This is a genomic window from Litoreibacter sp. GN1-5, from assembly GCF_055693805.1.
In genome coordinates this window covers 92,448-113,869 of record NZ_JBVFUP010000002.1, presented here as the reverse complement: position 1 = coordinate 113,869, position 21,422 = coordinate 92,448, and the positions used below count along the sequence as shown (strand labels likewise).

Genomic DNA, 21,422 nt, shown 5'->3' with positions numbered 1-21,422 from the left:
TCAAATCACTGGTGCTTTATATCGTTATATATAACGATATGTCATCAAGTAAAATGATGATCTCACAGGAGAACGTGATGCACACAGCACAGTTCGGGGACATTGCGCAGAAATTGGCCGATCTCGCTGACCGGCCCGAGACCAGTTTTGCCTTGCGCGCTTATCTCAAGGCGGCAACTGATCGGGATATTGTTGATGTCATGAATGAAATCGAGGTTCTGGCCCGGACAGTGGAAATTGTACCTTCAACACTGAAGGGTGGTAAAGAGCAAAGAATTAACGTCCCGAAATAAGTGGGCACGTTTGAGTTCTCAATTCGGTGATAAAGTTGGCTTCCAAATATGGTCGCAATTTGTTCCACTCTCCCAAGACCTCATCTGAGAGTTGCTTATCTGTGTGCCATAACGAACTGTGGACGTCGTGGTAGTTCACAGAGGAAAGCATTTTTTTGACCGAGGGCCAGTGCCTCTCAAGCGTCATCAGATATCGTCGAGAGGAACTTAGACGGCCGATACAGAGAACTGAACGAATACCTTCGTAAAGTCCTTTCCGGCGCAAAACTTCGATCGAATATCGAACATTTTCTCCAGTGTTAGTGGCTTTGTCTTCTAACAGAATTGCCGCGCTCGGAATCCCTTGTTTGATCAACATCGATGCCATGATGTCGGCTTCTGCCTCTCGCGCATCACCGACCATTCCACCTGAAACAATAATCTTACCAAGCAATCCGTCTTTCCAAAGTTCGAAAGTTCTCTCGACACGAGCCGCTGAACTTCGTTGTCCGCCAAACACCAAACTGAGATCAGCACGTTCTATTTTTGTGGACACGAGCAGGTAACGGTTTATCGCCCTGACAAGAGAGGGCGTGAGCGCCAGCCTGTCTGATTCTGTTCCGTAAAAGACCATAGCAATCATAGATAACTTATGGTGATGTATATGTCATTAGAGGCGGGTTGGTCGCATCTTGTACAACACTGCTGCAGCATCCAAAAAGAATTAGCCTTCGCTCCAGATCATTTTGATCAGAATGCCCGGCGGACTTTGCCTACGAGGTTCTCATGACAGCCGTGGGCTGGGAAGAAGCTTTCGGTTCACACGATGATAACGCGTCAGATTTCTAGTCGTGCTCGGATACCCTAGAGGGGGCAATTCCCATTTCCCTAACAAACGCCGCTGAGAAGGCGCTTGAACTACGATAGCCATTAAGCTGTGCTACCTTGGCAATCGACTTACCCCGTGACAAATCATCAAGTGCGTTGTGGAACCGAATGCGTTGTCGCCATTTATTGAAATTCATTCCCAAGTCCCTCTGAAATAGTCGCGCGATGGTACGCGGAGACGCACCTGCTAATTCGGACCAATCGCCCAGTGTTCGATCGTCGGCAGGATTTGCGAGAATTGCCGCGCAAATCCGCTGCAATCTAGGATCACGCGCCAATGGGATGCTGAGTGAGAGTTCTTTCGCACGTTCCAACTCCAACTCGATTAATTTCGCGATGCGATCACCCCTACTGTCCGATTCATATGTGATCGGCTCTTCGCTGAGTGCGAGGATCAGCTCGCGCAGAAGATTGGAAACAGCCATAATGCGAACTCCAATGGCGATATCGCGAAACTGCCCTTTCGCAATATACAGAGTGCGCATATCGACCGTGCCATGAATGCTCACAGAATGTAGTGTACCGGCAGGAATGTAGACGGCACGATCGGGCGGTACGACCGATGCCTCGAGCTTGGTTTGAAGTCTCATGACCCCGCTGATCGCGTAAAGAAGTTGGTCCCGGTCATGTCGATGGAGCGCTATGGTGCTTCCATCAGTAAAGGTCTTCGCCATAGCTCCAATTGGTTGTTGAAGGTTCTGATAGTCCGAAGGCTCGGTACTTCTAGGCGAGTTGATTGACTTAGCACTCATAGCAGGCACTCTCTTTTGGCAAAAACTCGACGATATATGGCAATACATCGTGCAACGGTCAGGGTAGATTTGCAAATAACGACCAACCGCACGTTACGGATCGACCGATTTAGTTACGTTTGAATGCTGAGAGTTTTTCTAAATGACCCGAGATCGGATGCATTTTTTGTTGCTTAACATCGGACACTTTTTAGATCATCTATTTATGTTGATCTTCGCCTCTGTTGCGGCACTGGCCCTGCATAGGGAGTGGGGCCTGGGTTACGCAGAACTATTAGCCTACGCCACACCCGGGTTCTTCGCCTTTGGAGTGTTTGCTTTGCCCGCAGGTTGGATAGCAGACAAATGGAGCCGAGATGGAATGATGTGTATATTCTTCATCTGTATCGGTATGTCGGCCATTATCACGAGCTTTGCAGTTTCACCTTTGCAAATCGGCTTTGGGTTGTTCTTGATAGGGATTTTCGCTGCAATCTACCATCCAGTCGGGCTGGCAATCGTTACAATCAAGTGGCGTGATACAGGCATGCGGATCGCAATGAACGGAGTATGGGGTAATTTAGGTGTGGCCTGCGCGGCGTTGCTCACCGGATTTATGATTGATCATAGCGGATGGCGGATGGCGTTTGTCCTTCCCGGGATAATCTCAATCGCTATCGGATTGATATATTTGACCCTGCGATGGGACAATATTCGTGCAGGATCGATATCAAGCGGGTCACTAATCAGCACCAACACGGCCCAGCAAGATATGGTTACGACACCATCTCAACGAGCACTGCTACTGCGAGTTTCAGCCATTGTGTTTCTGACAACCGCTGTTTCATCAATTATTTTTCAATCCACCACATTTGCGCTACCAAAGATGTTCGATGAGCGCTTGCAAAACTTTGCTGAGAATTTAGTCAACTTGGGTGGCAGTCTGACAAGCACTGGTGAGGGCGATATAGCAACGGTCATTGGTGCACTTGCATTTGCAGTGTTCGCTATCGCATCAATAGCACAGCTGGTCGTTGGAGTGATGCTAGACCGCCATGGCCCGCGCAAGGTCTTTATAGCAGTCGCCGTGATACAGATCGTATTCTTCTCTCTGATGCCTGGATTGACCGATGGCCTCGCCCTTGTCGTCGCACTGGGCTTTATGCTCGGAGCTTTTGGGCAAATCCCGATCAACGATTTCATGATTGGAAAAATGGCCAGTGGAGAGGCACGTGCTCGTATCTATGGCGTTCGCTACGTTGTCAGCTTCACAGTTCTTGCCGTCTCATTACCATTGATCGCGATCGTCTACGCCAGATGGGGTTTCGATACGTTGTTCATAATTCTCGCAAGTGCTGCAGCGTTGATGTTGTTGGCGGTCATTTGTTTGCCGCATGAGCTCCCAACATCGAAAGCCCACTCTCTCGTTGGTGATGATGCATAATGGGCTTCAAACTCTGCGCATGGTTGAATTGCCATGCTCCGCATAAACCAATGGCTTGAAAGGGAGCTCTAGCTCCCAATCCTTTTGACCGGAATGCCCAGCTTGCGGGCTTTATCGACGAGGTTCTCGTGAATACCGGAGCCGGGGCAGGCAATGATGCCTTTGGGCATGGTCTTCAGGAGCAGGTCGTTGCGCTTGAAGGGGGCTGCTTTGTTGTGTGACTTCCAATCGGGACGGAAGACCACCTGGGTGACGCCTCGGTTCTCTGCCCAGAGGCTCGCGATGTATTCGGCTCCGTTCGGTGTGCCGCCGTGAAGCAGAATCATGTCGGGATATTTCTCTCTCGAGCCGTCAAGGATGGTCCAGATCGCATCGTAATCCTGATAGTCGCCGCCTGTGAAGGCGATGCGGGTGCCTTCGGGACAGTGGATTTCGTTCTTCTTGCGTTTTTCTGCGGACAAAAAGTTGCGGCTGTCGACCACCGAGGCCGTCAGGTTCTTGTGCGATACCCGGGATCCTGATCTTGGCATCCAGATCGATCCGGTCTCTGTGTGGAAATGGGCGGCTGACGCGTCCCGCATCGCCTCATAGGCGTCCCGGTGTTCGACCAGTTTCTGTCCGCGGTCGATCTTGCGTTCCAATTCCAGGCTTTTGACTTCTGATCCGTCCTGGCACTTCACCAGGTCGCGTTGTTCGCATTCATTCTCGTCGAGCTGGCGCTCCAGTCGGTTGAGGCGGCGATGAAAGATGTTGGTGAGGGACCAGAGCATCTCTTGCAGGTCCTCTTCGAGCTGTGTGTCGGCAAGAAGCATCTGGCTCGCCTCGACCATTGCACTGATGGCGGTCTCGGTCTGGTCCTCTTGTGGCAGAGGGCGGTGATCAATCTCGTCTTCGGGTGGTGTCGCACCGTAAAGGGCAAGTGTGCTGAGCACATCATCTGTGGGGCTTGAGGTGGGTGTGAAGGTGGAAGATTGAAGGGTCATGGGCTTCGTGTCCTTTTTGAAGGCTTTGGGTTTCGTCCTGATCCGATTTGGATGGGGCGATGAAAGGACCGTCAGCAGCCCGGCTGCACCCGAGAGGGCCGTAGCGCAGCGAAGGACGGGCAGGACGCGGAAATTTGCCTCGCGAGGAATGGGCGCACCGCGCCCAGGGGAAATTTACGGGACCTGGCCGTTGCGGGTGGGATGAGGGCGCCTCTGCGCCCGACCTGTCGGTCCATCGACCCGGACATCCAAACGGAACAGGGCGTTGCCGCCGGTGCCAAAAGGCCAGCGCGTGAACCCTGCGTTCTTCCGGCACATCCTCACGAAGGCCAGAGATCGTGTTCGGTGACTTGTTCCGTGATGAGCGCCGCCAGCCGTCGACGCAGCGCTGTGATGCCGTCTCTCATGAGGTCCAGATTGAAGTCGTCTCGCTCCGGGGTCAGGACGAACGGTTCGATCCCGTCGCCTTCTGCACGATCTGCGAGGCGGGATGCGGCGCGCGCACCAGCGGCGTCATTGTCGCGCGCGATCCAGAGGCGCTTGATCGAAGAGGGATAGGTGAACGCTGCGAGATGGTTTGCTGTCAGGCAGGAGGCCAGAGCCGCTCTTGGCAGTGCCGTGCCGACGGACAGGGTGTTCTCGAGCCCTTCGCCGGCGAGAAGATCGGTACATCCTTTCCAGTTCCCGAACCGGATTGCGTGGCCATGAAGGCGTCCCAGCACACGTTTTGGTGCCTCGATGTCGGCCAGACCGCCTGTCTGTCCATCAAGAAAGATGCGCGAACATCCTGTGACCTTGCCCGCATTGTCCGTGATTGCTGCGAGCAACGCCGGGATTTCGAGCCGTGTGCCATCCTCGGCTCTGAGATAGACCGATGAATGAAACGCCAAGGCCGGTCCGAACCGCGCTATACCGCGACCGCGCAGATAGGCGTCAGCCAACGTGTTCGCGATCGGCTTGCCATAGGAGAACAATCTGCGTCCCGCCGCCGCTTGGCGATTGGAGGCCACGGCCGGAGGTTCAGCGCTTGGTTCGTTCTCCTGCATCACAGGCGCGTCGCCGAGATAGTCTGCGGCTTGCCGCAAAAGATCGGGATAGGCCACCGGGTCCAGACGATGCTTGAGCAGATCGAGCAGATCGCCATGATCCCCTGTGGCATTGTCTGTCCATTTCCCAGCCTGTCTGCCGCCATGGGATTGCAAGCGGACCACCAGACTGCGCCCCTTTGCACCCGAAACATCCGCCATCTGCCAGTAATTGCCGACACGCCGCCCTTCCGGAAACCAGTGCCGACAGAAGGTTTCTGCGCCGCGGGCGAGACCGTTTGAGATCGCGCCCGCGTCCAGTTTTTCGAACTTCTTAGCGGTCCGGGTCATGCCGCAATCCTTTCCTTGTCTCCGGCTGCCGTGATCTTGTGGCGGGCCATCAATTGGTCGACAACTTTTGTGTCTTCGCTCGGCACGAACAACCGCGTCGCCCAGGAGATGATTTCGGTGAAACATCCCATTGCTTTATAGCTTTCCAAAGCGGCGACATTGTAACCGACCAGTTCCAGCCGGTATTCGCTCATCACCCGCGACCGGCGCAGGATCAGACCGCCCGCGAGCGGCAGTCTTTGTCCGCGTTTGAGGACCGCGTCGAAGACCTCATCAGCTGTGAGTTCAACCGAACATTCCAGCCCGAGTGCAGCATAGACATTGGCCAATTGATCCTGTGTCACCATCCGCCCGATGGCGCGCTCACCATCTTCGGTCTGCAAACGGTAGATGCGCATATTATCGGTGGGCAGACGGTCCCAGATCGGCAGCAACAGGCCCGATATGAGCGTCAGTTTGGAGACGGAAGTTTCTGGCACCGCGTCGACCTCTTTGGTCCAGGCCCGTTCAAACTCGAAATCCGTCACTTCCTCCCAATGGGATGCGGGAAGCTCGAGTTCCAACATCCGATCGGTTGCCACCGGCCGCAGTAACTCGACCCGTGCGATCGGTTCGCCTTCCTCGGTCATGAGACTTGAGGTCGGGACAAGAACGGCCGCCCGTTCAGATTTACGGTTGAGCATGAGCCGCCCATGGCCCCCACGGGCGCGGAATTCCTTGACCTTCTCGAGTGTCAGCGGGTGGTTGCGATCCGTGCGCTCCACCGTCAGCGCTGTGGCCTTCGCAGCTGTCGCCGCATGTTTAAAGATCGTCTTGCGGTCGATAATCTCGAACTTCTCAGCCCGCAATGTTTCCAATCCGACCTCATAGGTGCCCGCCGCGATCGCATCGTCGATGATCGCTGCCAGCAAACCGCCAAAGCACTCGAAGATTGCATCCTGCATGTCGATGGTCAGGGCCAGACAGCGGTTGAGGAATTGCTGGATCGGCGGCAGCTGCTCTTTCAGCGTGCCGTCGCTGTCCATCAGTGACAGACCCGTCATCTCCTCAAACCGGGTTTGTGAACAGGCCGATATCCTGCCCTTGGTCAGATCCCAGAAGAAGTTGCGCAGGGCTTTGCGGGCATAGGCGCTTTCCAGATTGTCCTCGGCACGGAACATGTTCTGACCGCCGGTCTCGCGCTGACCCTTGGTGATGGCTCCAAGCGTGTCAAGCCGCCGCGCGATCGTCGACAGAAACCGCTTTTCGCCTTTGACGTTGGTGGCGCAGGGTCGGAACAGCGGTGGTTGTGCCTGATTGGTGCGGTTGGTGCGGCCCAGCCCCTGGATGGCATTGTCTGCGCGCCAGCCGGGCTCCAGTAGATAATGCACCCGCAGACGCTGGTTTTTCGCACCAAGATCAGCATGATAGGAGCGCCCGGTGCCTCCCGCATCCGAGAAGATCAATATGCGCTTGTCATCATTCATGAAGGCCTGTGTCTCCCCAATATTGGAAGAGCCTGGCCGGTTCTCAACTTTCAGGCGCTGATCGCGCGTGCGGATGATGCGTCGCGACCGTCCCGTGACTTCCGCGACCTGATCCTTCCCGAAATGCCACAGGATTTGATCGAGCGCGCCTTGCACGGGGGCCAGTGCGCCGAGCCGTTCGACCATGGCATCGCGTTTGCGTGCGGCCTCGCGGCATTCAATCGGGTTGCCGTCTGCATCCAACGCCGGGCGGGATTTGAGATTGCCGTCCTCATCGGTGTAGGGCTCAAAGAGTTGGGTTGGGAAGGAATGCATCAGATAGTCGAGCACATATTCGCGCGGGGTGATGTCGACATGCAGATCATGCCATTCCGATGCCGGGATTTGTGTCAATCGCCGTTCCATCAGCGCCTCGCTTGTGGAGACGATTTGTACGACAGCCGACGACCCGGCTTCCAGATCGCGCTCGATGGATTTGATCACGGTGGGGCATTTCATGGCGGTGATCAGATGATTGAAGAAGCGCTGCTTGTTGCTTTCAAAGGCCGAGCGCGCCGCAGACTTCGCCTGCACATTGAGCGTGCCACCTTCGGCCGTGATGCCGGAGGCCTCCAGGGCCGCTTCGAGATTGGTGTGGATCACCTGAAACGCTTCGGCATAGCTGTCATAGATGTCGCGCTGCGCGCGCGTCAGATCATGGACCAGCATCTCATATTCGACACCCTCGTAGGACAACGATCTGGCCAGATAGAGACCAAGGGCTTTCAGATCACGCGAGATGATTTCCATTGCTGCGATCCCCCCCGCTTCCATATCCGCGATGAACTGTTCGCGCGTGGCAAAGGGCGAGTCTCCCGTGCCCCAAAGTCCCAAGCGAGACGCATAGGCGAGATTGCCAACGATCGTGGCCCCAGTGGCCGAGACGTAGAGCACACAGGCGTCGGGCACGCGGTTCTGTAGTTTCAGACCGGCCAGACCCTGTTGTGAGGCCTGTTTGTCGCCCCGACCACCTTCCTTGCCTTTTTCCCCAGCCGCATTGGCCATGGCATGCGCCTCATCGAAGGCGATTACACCATCATAGTCTTTGCCAAGCCAGGCTGTGACCTGATCGAGACGGGAGGCTTTGAGGATATCGCCATGCTGGCGTTCGGCCGTGCGCAGCGTCGCATATGTGACGAACAGTATGCCTTGTTCAAGGCGAATGTCCGAGCCTTGCTTGAAGCGCGACAGCGGTACGATGTCGGAGGCACGCCCGCCAATCGCGGTCCAGTCCCGAATGGCGTCCTCGATCAGCTTGTCGGACTTTGAAACCCAGACCGCACGTTTGCGCCCCCGCAGCCAATTGTCGAGGATGATGCCCGCGACCTGCCGGCCCTTGCCGCAGCCGGTGCCGTCGCCCAAAAACCAGCCCTTCCTCAGTTGAAACCCGTCTTCTGAATCGGCTTCGCAGGCAACCAAGCGTTGATCTTCTTCATCATGGCGGAACCAGCTCGAGAGGTGCTGTTCATGGGCTTCGCCCGCATAGATGATGCTTTCGAGCTGCGCGTCTGATAACGCACCATCCGAGATCAGCGATGTACGGATTTTGGGCCGGTAAGAGGGCAGGGGTGGTGCGACCGAAGCCATGGCAGCCGATTGCACGAGCGCGGTCGGGTGGGGATGTGCGCCCTCGATGGCAATCGACTGCACCTCATAGCCCTCATAAAGGGCTTCGGTCAGCCGCGTAGATTTCTCAGCCCAGGCTTTTGGGAGATAAGCGATCTCGCCCGCTTCCATCTGATCAAAAGGATGGCGCGCCTTTTCTGCGGCAACGGCGCGGACCTGGTTACGCGCTTGGTCGCGCAGGGACTGGATCGATGGGGCAGGGGTCGCAGTCTGGCTAGAAGCGACGTCCTGCGACTGCGTTACCAGACGTGCCGGACAATGGGCCTGCACAAGTTCCAGCAATGCCTGCGAGCTCTCAGCCTGATCGTGATAGACCTCGCTTAGATCGGGCGTTAGGCCAGCCCGTTTATCGATCACCGTCAGACGGGTCTCTGTGGTCGTGCCATGGCGGGCATAGACTTTTCCCGCAATCGGTGCGGAGAACCGGATCGAGGCGATCTCGCCGATGCGCTTGAAGGCAGATCGAAAGGCACCGTTTGAAGGTGAGAAATTCGAGCCGGACACGACCACCATACGCCCATCTGGCTGCAAACGATCAAGCGCCGACAGCACATGCTGACCCATGGCGGCCTTATAGCGACCTTCAACGCCGGGTGCGGCCGAGAAGGGCGGGTTCATGAGAATGAGGCTGGGGGCAACGGAGGCATCCAGCCGATCATCAATCGATCCGGCGTCATGATGTGTCACCGCGCTTTCCGGAAAGAGAAGAGACAGTAGCGCGGCGCGAGTTTCATCGATCTCGTTGAAATGCAGCTGAGCCTCTGCCAGCTTTGCGTAGATGGCGAGCAGACCGGTACCGGCCGAGGGTTCCAGCACGACATCGTCGGCGCGCAGCTGAGCGGCCTCGGCGACGATCCCCGCCAGGGGCAGGGGTGTCGAGAATTGCTGCAGCTTTTGGGACGTCTCGCTGCGGCGGGTGTGTGAAAGTGCGAAGCCCGCAACCTTCTCAACCATCGCAATGAACTTGGCCGGTGTCGCGCATTGGCGGCGCATCAGCGCGCCATATTTTTGCAGCAGCAGGATCTGGGCACATTCACCCGCCTCATAGGCGTCTTTCCAGACCCATGCGCCAGCGGCATCGGTGCCGCCAAAGGCCGCCTCCATGGCGGTGCGAGCGATGGTCTGGTCGAGGGGGTTGCCTTGTTCAAAATGTGGAAGGAGCTGGGTCGCGGCGGCCAGCAAAGCGGCCGCGCGTGACGGCGCAGCCAGCGCGGGAGTTGAAACATGCATCATGGAAGGTCTCCGGGGTTGAAGGGTTGCCGCCCGTCCCCCGTGAGAACTCTCTCTGACACCGGGGAGGGCTTGCCCTTCCCCAAAACCCTCCTCTTCCTTTCTGGTCCCAATCCCGGAGCAAACGTCAGAGCTGCATTAGCAGCCGTTGTTTGCATCGCCGCCTACGACATTTGCCCCGGCAATGCATACATGCCTCGTCTTGGTGAAAAACCAATTCCCTGCTAGCTTTTCCAAATTGATTAGGAGGTTAATACTTATGGCATTGAACTATACTGGGTTGAAGCGCATCCGAGACAAGGCAACTCGCCAAAGATGTTCGGAGAGATTGATTGCAATTAGAAAGTCACTTCGTCCGATGAGAGACAGAAAGAGCGAGAGCAGTCTATTGCTTGCGACCTGGAACATCCGGGACTTTGACTCCAACAAATTCAAATTTGGCCCGCGCTTGCCAGAAACATTCTATTACCTGGCTGAGATGATTTCGGCGTTTGATTTGGTCGCGCTGCAAGAGGTCAATCGGGATCTGGAACCACTTCGAAAGCTCATGAAAATCCTTGGGCGCGAATGGGACTACATTGTAACGGACGTCACCGAGGGGCGGGGTGGCAATCAGGAACGCATGGCATTCGTGTTCAATACCGAGAAAGTATGGTTCCGAAAGATTGCTGGTGAAATCGTTCTCCCTGATGGTCAACTGATCGTATCAACGTCGACAAAGAAGGATGACGACGGCAATGCAATTGTCACTGAGAAAAAGCAGCAATTCGCGCGCTCACCGTTTCTCGTGGCCTTTCAATCCGGATGGTTCAAGTTCAGCCTTTGCACCGTACATATCTATTTCGGGAAAAGCTCTGGCGAACAATTGAAACGCAGGATTGCCGAGATCAAAGAGTTGATGTCGTTCTTTGCCAAGCGCCAGGACGACGACAACAAACAGACGACGGACAATCTTGGTAGTGTTGAGAACTATGTCTTGCTCGGCGACTTCAATGTGGTCAGCCCAGAGCACAAAACGATGCAGGCTCTGCAAAGCGAAGGCTTCAAGGTGCCGGCTGCGATCGATGGCAAGAAGGTTCGCGGCGAAGGCGAGCACTTCTATGACCAGATCGCTGTGCGCGTGAAAGACCCGCGTTTTAAAGTCGTCGGCGGAGGCATGCTCGACATGTTCAAGGACGTGTTCCGAGACACCGCGGCAGACCGGAAGATATACGCTTCAAACGTACCGAAAAAAGACGCGGAGAAGAATCCAAAATACAAAGCGAAGGACGCTGAGGCTCGATACAAAAAGTGGCGTACGTGGCAGATGTCCGACCACGATCCGCTCTGGATTGAGATCGATACCGACTTCTCTGATCACTATCTGAAGGAAATCGGTAAAGAAGCTTCTGCTTAGACAACTCACAATAGCCCGCTCTGCGAGACACTTTCGTCGCAGAGCGGGCATTCACCTTATTCTGCAGCTGGCATTACCAGTCCCTCGACATCGATCCGGCCCTTGCCAATCCGAACAATGATCACCTCATCGCTGCGCCGCAGCCAGTAGAGTTCACGATCAATGACACGGGTGATCGCATTGATCTGAACCTCCAGGCTGGTTTCAAGCAAATTGATGGCCAGGTCTTCCGCCTCGTCTCGAAACCATTGTTGTTGCTGGTCGTAAGATCCCGCTTCGCTATCGTCTGAGGGATTGAACAAAGCGTGCTCCAGGAAGTCGACAAGATCAGGCATGGTCGCTTTCGATGATTTGGTCACTGCGATGTCGACATCATCCAACCCCCAGTCATCCTCGCCGAGGATCAACCAATCTGTTTTCAGGACCCAGTCTTCGGTGTGGGCACCATCGGTGACGCTGCAATGGACCTCCAATTGATCCGGCCGTTCGGTGAGCGTGTGGCGCTTGCCCGGCTCAACGCAGACCGTGTCGGTATCGCCGATGACGCGATATCCTTTGACCGATGCGCGCGCCAGTTGGTCATACCAATCATAACCCTCAAAACCGGATTGAGGATCGTAGAGCTTGGTAGGGGCACGTTGGTTCGAGAGTGCGGAGGCGAGGTTCTGTTCTTCGATTGCGCCCCCTTCGGAGGCGAAGATCACATCGTCTTCTGTGATGGGTTCGACGTTTCCATGACTATTCATGTCGCTGTCGGCATGGCTTGGCTCAAACGCCCGCAACCGCATCGCGGCAGGCGGCAGATCGACGCCCAGTTCAGAGGCGCATTTGAAATTCTCAAACGATAGCGAATGCGGTCCTGCCGCCTTGATGAGCTCGTAGAAGATCTTGGTGATATGGGCGCGTAACGCGTCCATGAAGTCATTCTCGACGATCTCCTTGCGGGCGGGCAGAACCAGTTTCAGATCGGCGCAGTGCATCACATCCAGTCGCGCAAAGTAGGATTGGTGGAACTCCTGTGACAGGCTCGGCAAACGGCCATGCAGGGTCACGCCGTGGAAATTGACGGTTTCATTGTTGCGGAAACCGGTTGGCCCGCGCGCGTAGATGCCGATGCGGATGCCGTTCCACTCTTCAATGTGTTCGGCTGTGGCGAGGAAGTCTTTGCGCTCAATAATGACGTTGTCGACCATGACCTCGAGCGGCAGATACCGCGCCGCATGATTGGCGGCCGCGATGTAGTTCTCATTGGGTTTGGTGGCGATCAGGATCGTCGTGCCGTCATGGTTCGCGGGCCCAGAGGTACAGGTGATTGGATGTGTGCCGCCAAAACTGTCGGGCTCGGCATCAATCCTCCAGGACTGCGATGTGTCCTGCTTCTGCGCGATGATGCGGACCCTGCGACCAGCCAACGAGAAGAAGCCCATACCGGCGGCATCCTCATCGGATTGGACGTCATGATCCCATGCGCTTTGACCCAGTGTGAAGAGGTCTCTGGGATCAGAAAGACCGGGCCCGTTGTCGATCAGACAGATAACAGGTCCGAGGTCTGGATAATCGATCTGGCTGACCGATACTTGCGTCGCTCCGGCGCGGCGGGCGTTTTGAAACAGCTCGGCGAAGATATCATCAAGGGTCGCGTTGAAGAGACGCGAGACCTTGGAGATTGCGTCGTCCGCGACGCAGGCGTGGAAGGTTGTTGGGACGTTCATGGGGAAGGCTCCTTGAAAGGGGTGACGCCTTCCCGGAAACTCTCTCTTAAAAGGGGAAGGCTTGCCCTTCCCCAACCCGCCTCTTTCTCTTTGCGGCCGGAGCGCCGCCGAGCAGGCCGCGCGGCGGCGTCAATTCACCGACGCTTTCGCCTCAGCCAGACAATAGCCATCATAATCGCCCAAAAACCCCCAGCAGGATGCAACCTCGTCGTCATCCTTTTCGACGACGAAGCCATAGCAATTACCCGTTAGGTAATGATCGTAGGTTCGCACCTCCTGGCGCAGATGATCCGCAATCTTGCTGCGCAGCTTTTGCGAGACACGGGTGACGCTGTACTCTTTGCGAATGTCGGCCAGCGTCACATAGATGTAGCCGACCTGACCGGAATCCCACGGGCAATGAAACCCCGTCGTGTTCATGGTGATGCCGCTGTGATCATAGAGGTAGAGCGGTAGAATGACGGCGCGGTTCTCGGTGCGCGCGAACAGATCGTTCATCGAGAGCGCGGTGTCGCTGTCGAGATCGCACAATTCAATCAACAGATCGCGCGGATCGTCATGATGATGTTTGTCGCCCAGATTGTAGCGACCGTGCCAGCAATTCATCGTGCCGAGAGTGTCATAATCGCGGGGGCTTTCGGGGTCTGGATCATGAATGATCTTGATCGTGTGCTCGCGGTAGGTTTCTTCGTGGATGGGGGTCTCCATTGATCTTCTCCTCTTTCCAGTAAAAACGAAAAAGGCCCGCCGTGATGGGCGAGCCTTGCCGGCTGGGTTGCAGGTGGGTCGGGGTCAGGCAGCGGCGTTTGCGGCTTTGCTGGCCTCCTGCGCTTCAAACTCTTCCTTGTTCAGAAGATTGAAATAGAGGTTCTCCGTCGCTTTCTTGAAACCGGGCGGCTTGCGCGGGGCAAGGCAACGGACGGACGCGCTGCAGCCCTCCCCATGTTCCATCGCGAAATGGGTAACCTGGTCGACCAGATCGTCCATGCCGGCGGCGGTGATCTCCTTGCTTGGATAGGTGCCACCAAAGATGTCGTATTTGGTGACGACGAAGCCGCCATCCTTGTGGGCGGGGTAAAGCGTGACTTTGTAATCGCATGGTTTTGCCATGGGTCTTGGTCTCCGTGACGGGCGGGACCGGATCATCCGGCCCCATGTGAAACCCGTCAGCAGAAAAGAACCGCCCTCGAGCATGAGGACGGTCGACAAGGTTCTGTGAGATTGGTGCCCGTCAGTATTCCGACGGAAACAGCAGGGTCAGGACCCGGCGCGTCCGGGTGGGGTCAGTGGGGGCTTCGGCGCCGTATTCGAAGTTTTCGTCATACAAATCAAATTTGAACCAGACGCGTTCACCTTCGATTTCGAGCACGCCCATTTCATGGAGGCCGTAAGGATCGCTGTCCGCGTCAAAGGCATCAAAGGCGATCAATGCACCAATGAGGGTTGCGCGGAACGCATCGCTTTGTGCAGCCACACCTGCGGTCATGACAAGTTTCCCAGGCGGCACCTCGGGCGATTTGGGACAGGCGGCGATGGATGTGCGGAAGGCGTCATTCTGTCTGGCGATGATAGCGGCTGTATGAGGGTGCGTGACATCCTGTGCGACGTCTGCGGTGGTTGTTTGCTGTGCTTGGGTCATGGTCTTTCTCCTTGCCGGACCGGCCGATCCATTCGGCGCTGATCTTCCCGGCAGACGGAAAGGATCGCCCCCGACCTCGTGACGGGTGGGGGCGATCCAAAGTGTTTTCTAAACAATGTGAAGTTAAGCCGCGTCATCCATGAAGGCGGGCAGGGCCTCGGGTTCCTCGGAGCCGGATGTTGTGTCGGTCGTATCCGCTTTTGGAGAAACCGCTGTCTCTTCAGTGCCCCCCACTGCCATGCCGTCTGGCAGCCAACGGGATGTCTTGCCTGCTGTTTCAGCGGTCAAACCGGCACTCTCCTGCGGCGTGTCGCAGAAGGCTTGCTCCATGGCCTTGGCGATCTCGGCTTTGCGCAAACCAGACTTGTCATCGGCCCAACGGTCGTCGATGAGCGTTTTTGCGGTCTCAACCGCATGGTCTTTCTTCACCCGGCCCCAGTAATTATCCGCTCCGGGACGCCAGCAGGCGGCCACATCGACACTCAAACGTGATCCGATCGCCTCGATGACCGGGTTTGCATCGCTGTCGTTGGAAAGCTGCTGGTTCAGGGCATAGGCCGCACACCAGGCAAAAAGCGCCTGCTTATCACCGTCAGGAAGTTGCGACAGTTGTTGGAAATCCTCCGGTGCCTTGGCTTCCATCCACGCCAGATTGAGACCGTCTTTGAGCGCATCCAGCATGCGTTCGGCGACGGTGTCTTTCAACGTCTCGCGAGACGCGGTTGTCGTCGCAGGGCGCAGTGACAGATCGAGCGGCGACTGGCTACTGTAGGTGCCAAGTGCCGAGTGGGCCATGGCATAGAGCATGGTGTCGTAAGTTGTCGCATAATCTGCCGCCAGATGCGCCCGCATGATCTGATGCCGCGTTGCGCGCAGATCGTCGGCCAATGCGCGAGGTATGCCCTGTTCCTTACGCGCCGCGTCCGTCGCATTCATCGGGATGTCCGGCTGGCGCATCGTTGCAGGAAGTTCGATGGTCGGGCCCGTTGCGGCCACATCATCGCTGTCGTCGGTGGTCTTATCATCAGACTGATCAGAGGGTGCGGCTTCAGGCTTCGGAATGTCTTCGGGACGTACCAGACCGGTTTCCAGACGCGGTTCCCCATTATGGGAGACGCTTAAAATACATCCGGCGATTTTGTAGTCATCATCGGTATAGGCAACATTGGCTTCCTCGATCGCCTCGATCTCGCGCAGGCGTTTCCAGATCTGGTCTTCTTCTTCCTGAAGTTCCTCTGTCCACGTCTGCTCATCGTAATCCGCTTCCAGGACGGCGTGACGTTCTTCCAGCTTGGCCTTCTCTGTGACGAGTGCTGGATCGGGATCGAGCGGTTGCGGATAGACCCGGCCATAGGGACGAAAGCTATCATAGTCGACATCCAGACAGGCCTCCGCCCATTTCCACGTCTTGCCCGCTTCATCCGCCAGGCCTTGGAGTTTTTCGGTCGCGAGTTTTTCCAAGAGGTCTGGATCTTCCAGATGCATCGCATCGCGCTCAGCGAAGAGGTCCTCAATGACCGTGCCGCCCGCCTCCTTGTAGGCATCGATCCCAACAAAAAGGGCCAGCTTGGACGCGCCGGAATAGGATTGCTGTGTGAGGTGGTTGCGGATCGAATGCGGCGAGGGGTTGTAGTGTTGTTTGACCGTCTCCCAGGCTTCGATCTGCCGGGCGTGATCATCGGTCAGGGTAAAGGCCATGACGCAATCAAGCGACATCTCACCGGCGCGGAAGAGCTGCATCAACTCCGGTGACACGGAAGCGAGTTTGAGACGCCGGCGCACGAGATCGGTTGTGATGCCGAACTGAGATGCGATCTGGTCTTCTGTACGGCCTTTCTTGCGCAGAGCCGCGAAGGCTTCGAACTGATCGGCTGCATGCATCGCAGCGCGGATCATGTTCTCTGCGGCCGAGGTGTCTTCGGCCTGATCGGGATCTTCCACGGAACAGGCGACAGGATGGGTCGGTTTGATGACTTTGTCATCGGCCAGCTTGTTCAGCGCTGCAAGACGTCGTCCACCCGCATGCACATGATACTTTGCACCCACCTTGTGAACGAGCAGGTTCTGCTTGAGGCCAGTCTCTTTGATGCTGGCATAGAGTTCGGCGTCCTGGTCTTCACTGGCCGGGGTCTTGCGTACGTTTTTGGGGCTGATCACCAGCTTGTTGAGCGGGATCATCTGCAGCTCGGTCTCCGGCAGGCTGGAAGCGCCACCGGCCTTGGTCTTGGCAGCGGATTTGGGTTTAGGGTTGGTCATTGGAAAGCTCCTTTGGGAGCCGGACCGGGAGAGCCTCTCTCTCCTTCAAAGCCCGGCAACCCGGGCTTTCCTTCCTCTTCCTCTCAGCACGGTCAGCCGCCGCGCGCCGCGGCCGGATCATGAACCTCTGCCGCCGCCTCATCTCGTTGGCGGAACCCAGCGCCATTGTTGCTGCATATAGTACTGTCAGCAATGCCTATGGAGTATCTTTTAGTCCGGCTGACTGCGAAACTGGTTTGTGCCGATGAGCCAGGTGCCTGTAACGAACTTAGATTCTGGCATGAAGTTTTCTAAAATTGCTTGGGGAGCAGTTTTCGCGTTTGAAAAAAATTCTGGAGAAATAAAAAGAGTCTTCATACCCGATTGCTTCAGAAACATCTTCGATTGTCATGTCACTTAAGGCCAATAGCTCTTTGGCGCGATCAATTCTGAGCTGTAGTTGAAGCGCCTTGGGAGGCATGCCGTGGGCAGCGGTGCATTTGCGGCGCAGAGTAGCTGTTGAGATGCCAAATTCTTTAGCAAGGTCTTCGAAGTCGATTTCAGTAAACGCCCGAGCCTGAATTGCGTTGGTAATTTCAGAGAACTGGTCTTCCATCGTCTTTTGTCTGCTCGCTTTCGCTTGCAAGGCAGATTGAACAACAATCCGATAGACCGTTGCGGCGGCCGCATTGCGACCGAGCGTGTCTGTCCGCAGCATGTCTGAGAGCAGAACGTTGAAGGAGTAGATAACTTCAGCGGCGTTTCTAAGTGCAACAACCGGTTTGGTCGGATCTATGAGTTTGTTGGCAATGAATTCTTCAATCATGGAACCATTAAACAAAGCCCACCGTTCAGTCCACGCCGTTCCCTCTTTAGGTCCATAGGAGTGGAGTTCATTTGGTACGAGCCAAATAAGCGACGGCGCCGTTACATCATGAACCAGTCCGGTTCCATTGATAAGCTTCCCTTCTCCTTTCTCAACAAAGACGACAACGCCTTCTGGCAGTCGACGCTTGACGACCTGCGTTGAGACGTCTTTGCATCCAAAACCGACCACAGAAAGCGTTCCTGTTTTTGACCTGTTGTCCGTTCGATATATAAGTGGGTCAGATATTTCCATGAGCGATTTGTCCAGATTCCCTTTTTGTCCATTCCGATAGCGGTCTTCTGGCTATAGCATTTCTGCACTAGGGAGGAATGTTAGAAATGAGTGAGACGTCCGCTGACCGTATGTCGGCAGCCAACAGAGACAATATTGACGGTTTGCGACTCCAAGCAAGCGGCAAAACACTTGAAACCATTCCCGAACGCTTGGGACAACTGGTTCCTTCTGACCTTGATGAGGGCATAGACGCTCTTAGAAGCAAATACCAAGACGCCGGTTATGTGTGGATCAAGGGACTTCTCGATCCCGAAGAGGTGTGTCAGTTTAGAGGCTGGGTTTTCCAGAATCTCTCCCACACCGGGCTATTAAAGACTGGCACAAACCCGGTCGATGGGATTGCGGGCGATGACGATTTTGACAAATCTGCCGCTGATCGCCGCCTCATGTCGATTGTTCGATCAGCCCGATTTGAGGGCTTTTGCGCTCAGCCACGCCTGACACATTTTATGGACGCCTTCATTGATGGGATGTCCTATCTGCACAAACGCAAGATCATGCGGTTCACACGGCCGCAGACAGAAATTGCGACGGCTGCTCACTACGACCTTGTGTATTTGCGAGGAGGGACCAGCAATCTCGTTACAGCCTGGATTCTCGTCGGTGATGTATCCATGGAAGAGGGTGGGCTTTTGTATTTGAAAGACTCCCACGCGCTCGGCGCAAAGATGGAAGCGGAGTTCGCGGAACAGAACAAGTCGCTGTCTCCAGAGGAACGGATCAGTGCCTTTAATCAGAATATGACTAGTGGCGGCTGGATCTCTAAAGACCTGCCAGACATGGCCAAGAAATTCGATACGTCCTGGCTTGTTGCAGACTACGAGGCTGGTGACGTCGTGTTGCACAGTCCGTTCTTCATTCATGCATCGACCAACAATCAAAGCGCGCAGGGACGAATGCGTCTGTCAACGGATATTCGGTTTCAGAACGTCGATGACGAGATCGACGCGCGCTGGAGCAATCATTGGAGTCTGAAAGACATGCTCTGATAGCGCTTGGCTTAGCCGAGGAGGGCTAAGCACATCGCGTAAATACTTAAGATTGAAGTGCAAACCGGGAGGAAACCATGCACAATAAAAAAACGACTACTCTAATGGCAGCTCTACTGATGAGCTCCGTGAGCAGCTTTGCTCACGCTGAGGTTCTCGCGCCGACGACGCCGCCTGACCCACCACAATTTGATGCGCAGGACGTGCCCAACTTCGTGATGCGGTCCGACATTCTCGAATTCCGCGCACTGGACTCTTATTCTGAGCCTGAGTTTATCACCAAGCAGTTTGTCGAGACCGGAAAGTTACCACCTGTGGCAGAGCGATTGCCAAAAGAACCTCTCGTCTACAAAGCAGGCAATATGCCAGATGGCATCGGTGAATATGGTGATACCATGCGCCACGTTATCGGCGGTCGCCCAGACGGTTGGAACCAATCTGCGGGACAAAGCCAAGGTTGGGGCGGCATCCATATCGGCATGTTTGAATGCCTGACCCGTCAAGCACCGCTGTTTCAAGTAGACGCCAGCGATCTGGAACCCCTGCCAAACCTAGCTAAGAGTTGGGAGTGGTCGGAAGACGGCAAGACCCTTACGATGAAACTTATCGAAGGTGCCAAATGGTCTGACGGCAATCCGTTTACCACGGAAGATGTCATGTTCTATTGGAATGACATCATTCTCGATAAGAATGTATCGTCTCTTATCCCAGCGACCCAAGAGAGTTTTGGTGAAGGCACCACACTGGAAGCCGCCGACGATTATACACTTGTGTGGAAATTCCAGACGGCATTTCCCACCACCTACCTTTACACAATGGGCTACGGAACTTTCTGCCCCGGTCCGGCGCACATTCTGAAACCGCAACACCCAAGTTATTCTGACAACACTTATGAGCAGTTCAAGAACAGCTTGCCATCTGACTATATGAATGTACCTGTCATGGGCGCCTGGGTTCCGGTTGAACATCGCCCGGATGACATCATTGTCTTGCGCCGGAATCCGTATTTCTGGAAAGTTGATGAGAGCGGTCAGCAGCTGCCTTATGTCCACGAAATGCACTACAGACTGTCAACATGGGCAGACCGTACAGTTCAGGCGATTGCTGGTTCAGCAGATCACTCAAATATGGAACAGCCGGAAAACTACGTTGAAGCGTTGAAACGCTCGGCTGATGACGACGCGCCGGCGCGCCTTGCGTTCGGTCCGCGCAATATCGGCTACACCATGATGCCGAACCTCTCAAATACCGGCTGGGGTGACCCGGACGAGCGTGGCGCAGCGGTACGTGAGCTTAATCGAAATGCTGACTTCCGTCGTGGCATCAGTTCCGCACTTGATCGCCAAGCCTTGGGTAACGCTTTGGTCAAAGGTCCATTCACAGCGGTCTATCCAGGTGGCGTCCTCGGCGGCACCGCGTACTATGATCAACAGTCGACAGTTTATTATCCACATTCTGTTGAGACCGCCAAAAGCTATTTTGAGAAGGCGGGTTTGGCTGACAGTGATGGAAACGGTATCTACAACTTCCCAGCTGAAACTTTGGGCGGCGCGGATATTCAGCTGACGGTTGTCTACAACGGCACACGCCAGACCGACAAAAGCCTGGCAGATGGTATCGTCGCGCAATTGCAAGCCGCAGGTATCAAGGTCAATCTTCAAAGTCTCGACAGCGGGACGACGTTTAATGCGACCCGCGACGGTGGCACATTTGACTGGATGATAGACCGTCTGAATTCGTCCGAGCTGATTACCGTGGTTCAAAACACCACTGCCTTGGCACCAGTTGGACCACGGACGGTCATCCATCACCGTGCGAACAGCAATGACGAAATCGAATTGTTGCCCTTCGAAAAAGAGATGGTCGAACTGGTCAATGCATTTATCGCATCGTCAGATTTGTCGGAGCGCACTGAGCTTATGACCAAATATCAGAAGCTCTACACTGACAACGTCTACACGGTTGGACTCACGCAGTATCCGGGCGCTGAAATCATCCATAAGCGTTTTGCCAACTATCCGGCAGGCGTACCTGGTTTCATGTTCAACTGGGATGTGGACAGTTCCATGCGAGAGCGCCAGTTCGTGCCAGCTGACAAACAGCAGGACCACGAGTTGTTTCCAAACACGCTGCCGGGCGCGCCTGGTATTGGTAATGGTCCGGTCAAGGGTTAAGCCTCCCACACTCTGATCTGATCTCCCATGGGATGCCGGCACTTCTGCGACTGTCGGCAT

General features: G+C 55.4%; 16 protein-coding genes. 5 read left to right on the top strand and 11 right to left on the bottom strand.

All coding sequences use genetic code 11. From position 1 onward, the window contains the following. Positions 1–77: 77 nt before the first annotated feature. Positions 78–293 (top strand): hypothetical protein, encoded by a 216-nt coding sequence (locus ACZ1HF_RS19315; protein ID WP_472659192.1) that lies wholly within the window; start codon positions 78–80, stop codon positions 291–293. On the opposite strand, the gene ACZ1HF_RS19310 is transcribed toward ACZ1HF_RS19315, so the two are convergent. After that, positions 277–915 (bottom strand): YdcF family protein, encoded by a 639-nt coding sequence (locus ACZ1HF_RS19310; protein WP_472659191.1) that lies wholly within the window; start codon positions 913–915, stop codon positions 277–279. The genes ACZ1HF_RS19315 and ACZ1HF_RS19310 overlap by 17 nt on opposite strands. Positions 916–1,117: 202 nt before the next feature. Further along, positions 1,118–1,834, bottom strand: coding sequence for an AraC family transcriptional regulator (locus ACZ1HF_RS19305; RefSeq protein WP_472659190.1), 717 nt, complete (start codon positions 1,832–1,834; stop codon positions 1,118–1,120). 220 nt (positions 1,835–2,054) lie between these two features. Here ACZ1HF_RS19305 and ACZ1HF_RS19300 point away from each other — a divergent pair, with 220 nt between their 5' ends. Next, positions 2,055–3,335: an MFS transporter gene (locus ACZ1HF_RS19300; RefSeq protein ID WP_472659189.1), complete on the top strand. Its 1,281-nt coding sequence runs from the start codon at positions 2,055–2,057 to the stop codon at positions 3,333–3,335. A 68-nt stretch (positions 3,336–3,403) separates the two neighbouring features. Here the strand turns inward: ACZ1HF_RS19300 and ACZ1HF_RS19295 are convergent, their stop codons facing one another. The 3 genes from ACZ1HF_RS19295 to ACZ1HF_RS19285 all read right to left on the bottom strand — a co-directional run bounded on the left by ACZ1HF_RS19295 (position 3,404) and on the right by ACZ1HF_RS19285 (position 10,058). Next, positions 3,404–4,318 (bottom strand): DUF2493 domain-containing protein, encoded by a 915-nt coding sequence (locus ACZ1HF_RS19295; RefSeq protein ID WP_472659188.1) that lies wholly within the window; start codon positions 4,316–4,318, stop codon positions 3,404–3,406. A gap of 320 nt (positions 4,319–4,638) precedes the next feature. After that, positions 4,639–5,694: a DUF7146 domain-containing protein gene (locus ACZ1HF_RS19290; RefSeq protein ID WP_472659187.1), complete on the bottom strand. Its 1,056-nt coding sequence runs from the start codon at positions 5,692–5,694 to the stop codon at positions 4,639–4,641. Further along, the gene (locus tag ACZ1HF_RS19285; RefSeq protein ID WP_472659186.1) at positions 5,691–10,058 is read right to left on the bottom strand and encodes a strawberry notch-like NTP hydrolase domain-containing protein; all 4,368 of its coding nucleotides are present in this window, start codon (positions 10,056–10,058) and stop codon (positions 5,691–5,693) included. The genes ACZ1HF_RS19290 and ACZ1HF_RS19285 overlap by 4 nt, the downstream gene beginning before the upstream one ends. Positions 10,059–10,314: 256 nt before the next feature. On the opposite strand from ACZ1HF_RS19285, the gene ACZ1HF_RS19280 reads away from it, so the two are divergent. Continuing rightward, positions 10,315–11,451: an endonuclease/exonuclease/phosphatase family protein gene (locus ACZ1HF_RS19280; protein WP_472659185.1), complete on the top strand. Its 1,137-nt coding sequence runs from the start codon at positions 10,315–10,317 to the stop codon at positions 11,449–11,451. A 56-nt stretch (positions 11,452–11,507) separates the two neighbouring features. Here the strand turns inward: ACZ1HF_RS19280 and ACZ1HF_RS19275 are convergent, their stop codons facing one another. The 6 genes from ACZ1HF_RS19275 to ACZ1HF_RS19250 all read right to left on the bottom strand — a co-directional run bounded on the left by ACZ1HF_RS19275 (position 11,508) and on the right by ACZ1HF_RS19250 (position 18,157). After that, complete coding sequence (locus ACZ1HF_RS19275) at positions 11,508–13,163, bottom strand: ATP-binding protein (protein WP_472659184.1); 1,656 nt, start codon at positions 13,161–13,163, stop codon at positions 11,508–11,510. Positions 13,164–13,292: 129 nt separating this feature from the next. Next, the gene (locus ACZ1HF_RS19270) at positions 13,293–13,871 is read right to left on the bottom strand and encodes a hypothetical protein (RefSeq protein ID WP_472659183.1); all 579 of its coding nucleotides are present in this window, start codon (positions 13,869–13,871) and stop codon (positions 13,293–13,295) included. Positions 13,872–13,955: 84 nt separating this feature from the next. Next, on the bottom strand, positions 13,956–14,273 hold the full coding sequence (locus tag ACZ1HF_RS19265; RefSeq protein WP_472659182.1) for a hypothetical protein: 318 nt from the start codon (positions 14,271–14,273) through the stop codon (positions 13,956–13,958). Between the two features lie 121 nt (positions 14,274–14,394). Continuing rightward, complete coding sequence (locus tag ACZ1HF_RS19260; protein WP_472659181.1) at positions 14,395–14,802, bottom strand: DUF3768 domain-containing protein; 408 nt, start codon at positions 14,800–14,802, stop codon at positions 14,395–14,397. Positions 14,803–14,925: 123 nt separating this feature from the next. Further along, positions 14,926–17,058, bottom strand: a complete 2,133-nt coding sequence (locus tag ACZ1HF_RS19255; protein ID WP_472659180.1) for a ParB/RepB/Spo0J family partition protein — start codon at positions 17,056–17,058, stop codon at positions 14,926–14,928. 268 nt (positions 17,059–17,326) lie between these two features. Beyond that, a complete protein-coding gene (locus ACZ1HF_RS19250) occupies positions 17,327–18,157 on the bottom strand; it encodes a helix-turn-helix domain-containing protein (protein WP_472659179.1) in 831 nt (276 codons plus the stop codon). A gap of 86 nt (positions 18,158–18,243) precedes the next feature. On the opposite strand from ACZ1HF_RS19250, the gene ACZ1HF_RS19245 reads away from it, so the two are divergent. Beyond that, the gene (locus ACZ1HF_RS19245; protein WP_472659178.1) at positions 18,244–19,188 is read left to right on the top strand and encodes a phytanoyl-CoA dioxygenase family protein; all 945 of its coding nucleotides are present in this window, start codon (positions 18,244–18,246) and stop codon (positions 19,186–19,188) included. A 119-nt stretch (positions 19,189–19,307) separates the two neighbouring features. Beyond that, positions 19,308–21,362: an ABC transporter substrate-binding protein gene (locus tag ACZ1HF_RS19240; protein ID WP_472659177.1), complete on the top strand. Its 2,055-nt coding sequence runs from the start codon at positions 19,308–19,310 to the stop codon at positions 21,360–21,362. Positions 21,363–21,422 lie beyond the last annotated feature (60 nt).

Bases quoted from the DNA above. Each gene is read 5' to 3' on its own strand.
- ACZ1HF_RS19310 (WP_472659191.1), bottom strand. From the start codon at position 915: ATGATTGCTATGGTCTTTTACGGAACAGAATCAGACAGGCTGGCGCTC.
- ACZ1HF_RS19275 (WP_472659184.1), bottom strand. From the start codon at position 13,163: ATGAACGTCCCAACAACCTTCCACGCCTGCGTCGCGGACGACGCAATC.
- ACZ1HF_RS19295 (WP_472659188.1), bottom strand. From the start codon at position 4,318: ATGACCCTTCAATCTTCCACCTTCACACCCACCTCAAGCCCCACAGAT.
- ACZ1HF_RS19305 (WP_472659190.1), bottom strand. From the start codon at position 1,834: ATGGCGAAGACCTTTACTGATGGAAGCACCATAGCGCTCCATCGACAT.
- ACZ1HF_RS19265 (WP_472659182.1), bottom strand. From the start codon at position 14,273: ATGGCAAAACCATGCGATTACAAAGTCACGCTTTACCCCGCCCACAAG.
- ACZ1HF_RS19250 (WP_472659179.1), bottom strand. From the start codon at position 18,157: ATGGAAATATCTGACCCACTTATATATCGAACGGACAACAGGTCAAAA.
- ACZ1HF_RS19315 (WP_472659192.1), top strand. From the start codon at position 78: ATGCACACAGCACAGTTCGGGGACATTGCGCAGAAATTGGCCGATCTC.
- ACZ1HF_RS19240 (WP_472659177.1), top strand. From the start codon at position 19,308: ATGAGCTCCGTGAGCAGCTTTGCTCACGCTGAGGTTCTCGCGCCGACG.
- ACZ1HF_RS19260 (WP_472659181.1), bottom strand. From the start codon at position 14,802: ATGACCCAAGCACAGCAAACAACCACCGCAGACGTCGCACAGGATGTC.
- ACZ1HF_RS19290 (WP_472659187.1), bottom strand. From the start codon at position 5,694: ATGACCCGGACCGCTAAGAAGTTCGAAAAACTGGACGCGGGCGCGATC.
- ACZ1HF_RS19270 (WP_472659183.1), bottom strand. From the start codon at position 13,871: ATGGAGACCCCCATCCACGAAGAAACCTACCGCGAGCACACGATCAAG.
- ACZ1HF_RS19280 (WP_472659185.1), top strand. From the start codon at position 10,315: ATGGCATTGAACTATACTGGGTTGAAGCGCATCCGAGACAAGGCAACT.
- ACZ1HF_RS19300 (WP_472659189.1), top strand. From the start codon at position 2,055: ATGACCCGAGATCGGATGCATTTTTTGTTGCTTAACATCGGACACTTT.
- ACZ1HF_RS19285 (WP_472659186.1), bottom strand. From the start codon at position 10,058: ATGATGCATGTTTCAACTCCCGCGCTGGCTGCGCCGTCACGCGCGGCC.
- ACZ1HF_RS19255 (WP_472659180.1), bottom strand. From the start codon at position 17,058: ATGACCAACCCTAAACCCAAATCCGCTGCCAAGACCAAGGCCGGTGGC.
- ACZ1HF_RS19245 (WP_472659178.1), top strand. From the start codon at position 18,244: ATGAGTGAGACGTCCGCTGACCGTATGTCGGCAGCCAACAGAGACAAT.